A 2,999-nucleotide genomic window follows, 5' to 3' on the forward strand; every position below is an offset into this window, starting at 1 on the left:
AGCGACCGTATCGAACACGTCGATGGCATCTCATAAGGATTGGGTTGTAAAAGGTAACCCTTTCTGCCGCGTCCCTTCGGGACGACGGCTAATGGATGAGCATTGGCAATGAGAACGATCAAGTGAAAGAAGGGCATTTGGTGGATGCCTTGGCATGCACAGGCGATGAAGGACGTGATACGCTGCGATAAGCCGTGGGGAGCTGCGAATGAGCTTTGATCCATGGATCTCCGAATGGGGGAACCCACCTTAAATGCTTGGAAAATTTAAGTCGTACGCAAGTACGGCTTAGGTTTCCAAGTATTGTTTAAAGGTATCTTACTCTGAATACATAGGGGTAAGAAGCGAACGCAGGGAACTGAAACATCTAAGTACCTGCAGGAAAGGACATCAACCGAGACTCCGCAAGTAGTGGCGAGCGAACGCGGACCAGGCCAGTGGCACTGAGGAATAAAGTGGAACGACATGGAAAGGTCGGCCGTAGAGGGTGATAGCCCCTTACACGTAGAACACTCAGTGTCCTTGAGTAAGGCGGGACACGTGAAATCCTGTCTGAACATGGGGAGACCACTCTCCAAGCCTAAGTACTCGTGCATGACCGATAGCGAACAAGTACCGTGAGGGAAAGGTGAAAAGCACCCCGACAAGGGGAGTGAAATAGAACCTGAAACCGGATGCCTACAAACAGTTGGAGCCCGCAAGGGTGACAGCGTACCTTTTGTATAATGGGTCAACGACTTAGTGTGACGAGCAAGCTTAAGCCGATAGGTGAAGGCGCAGCGAAAGCGAGTCTGAACAGGGCGTTCAGTTCGTCGCATTAGACCCGAAACCGAGTGATCTAGCCATGAGCAGGTTGAAGGTTGGGTAACACCAACTGGAGGACCGAACCCGCATCTGTTGCAATAGATTGGGATGACTTGTGGTTAGGGGTGAAAGGCCAATCAAACTCGGAAATAGCTGGTTCTCCGCGAAAACTATTTAGGTAGTGCGTCGACCGAATACCCTCGGGGGTAGAGCACTGGATGGGCTATGGGGACTCACCGTCTTACTGATCCTAACCAAACTCCGAATACCGAGGAGTACTAGTCGGCAGACACACGGCGGGTGCTAACGTCCGTCGTGAAAAGGGCAACAACCCTGACCTCCAGCTAAGGTCCCCAAGTCATGGCTAAGTGGGAAAGGATGTGAGGATCCCAAAACAACCAGGATGTTGGCTTAGAAGCAGCCATCATTTAAAGAAAGCGTAACAGCTCACTGGTCTAATTAAGGGTCTTTGCGCCGAAAATGTAACGGGGCTAAAGCCATGCACCGAAGCTGAGGATACGTCGCAAGACGTGTGGTAGCGGAGCGTTCCGTAAGCCTGTGAAGGGATACCCGTGAGGGGTCCTGGAGGTATCGGAAGTGCGAATGTTGACATGAGTAACGATAAAGAGGGTGAGAGACCCTCTCGCCGAAAGACCAAGGGTTCCTGCTTAAAGTTAATCTGAGCAGGGTTAGCCGGCCCCTAAGACGAGGCGGACACGCGTAGTCGATGGGAACCACGTTAATATTCGTGGGCCTGGTGGTAGTGACGGATCGCTTAACTTGTTTGGACTTATTGGATTGTCCAGGCGGGGACGCGGTTCCAGGAAATAGCTCCACCATTATAGACCGTACCCGAAACCGACACAGGTGGTCAGGTAGAGTATACCAAGGCGCTTGAGAGAACTATGCTGAAGGAACTCGGCAAATTGCACGCGTAACTTCGGAAGAAGCGTGACCCTTTTTGACGCAAGTCAGATGGGGTGGCACAGACCAGGGGGTAGCGACTGTTTATCAAAAACACAGGGCTCTGCGAAGTCGCAAGACGACGTATAGGGTCTGACGCCTGCCCGGTGCTGGAAGGTTAAGAGGAGGGGTGCAAGCTCTGAATCGAAGCCCCAGTAAACGGCGGCCGTAACTATAACGGTCCTAAGGTAGCGAAATTCCTTGTCGGGTAAGTTCCGACCTGCACGAATGGCGTAACGACTTCCCCGCTGTCTCCAGCATAGACTCAGTGAAATTGAATTCCCCGTGAAGATGCGGGGTTCCTGCGGTCAGACGGAAAGACCCCGTGCACCTTTACTATAGCTTTACACTGGCATTCGTGTCGGCATGTGTAGGATAGGTGGTAGGCTTTGAAGCAGGGACGCCAGTTCTTGTGGAGCCATCCTTGAAATACCACCCTTATCGTCATGGATGTCTAACCGCGGTCCGTTATCCGGATCCGGGACAGTGTATGGTGGGTAGTTTGACTGGGGCGGTCGCCTCCGAAAGAGTAACGGAGGCGCGCGATGGTGGGCTCAGACCGGTCGGAAATCGGTCGTCGAGTGCAATGGCATAAGCCCGCCTGACTGCGAGACTGACAAGTCGAGCAGAGACGAAAGTCGGTCATAGTGATCCGGTGGTCCCGCGTGGAAGGGCCATCGCTCAACGGATAAAAGGTACGCCGGGGATAACAGGCTGATGACCCCCAAGAGTCCATATCGACGGGGTTGTTTGGCACCTCGATGTCGGCTCATCGCATCCTGGGGCTGGAGCAGGTCCCAAGGGTTTGGCTGTTCGCCAATTAAAGCGGTACGTGAGCTGGGTTCAGAACGTCGTGAGACAGTTCGGTCCCTATCTGCCGTGGGTGTAGGAATATTGACAGGATCTGTCCCTAGTACGAGAGGACCGGGATGGACATATCTCTGGTGGACCTGTTGTCCTGCCAAGGGCATAGCAGGGTAGCTATATATGGAATGGATAACCGCTGAAGGCATCTAAGCGGGAAACCAACCTGAAAACGAGTATTCCCTTGAGAACCGTGGAAGACGACCACGTTGATAGGCTGGGTGTGGAAGTGCGGCAACGCATGAAGCTTACCAGTACTAATCGTTCGATTGGCTTGATCGTTCCCATTGCTCATGCTCATCACGTTCGGACGAATGCTTTTGCATTCGCCTTGAGATGAGCGACGTGTTCAAAACAAATGAAGTGAA

At 52.7% G+C, this 2,999-nt stretch carries 1 rRNA gene; it reads left to right on the forward strand.

The window, feature by feature from the left end:
* Positions 1–116: 116 nt before the first annotated feature.
* Positions 117–2,913: ribosomal RNA gene (locus AC070A_RS34495) — 23S ribosomal RNA — on the forward strand.
* The last annotated feature ends 86 nt before the right edge of the window (positions 2,914–2,999 follow it).

This window comes from Ensifer sp. GW101-20A05 (assembly GCF_059424735.1).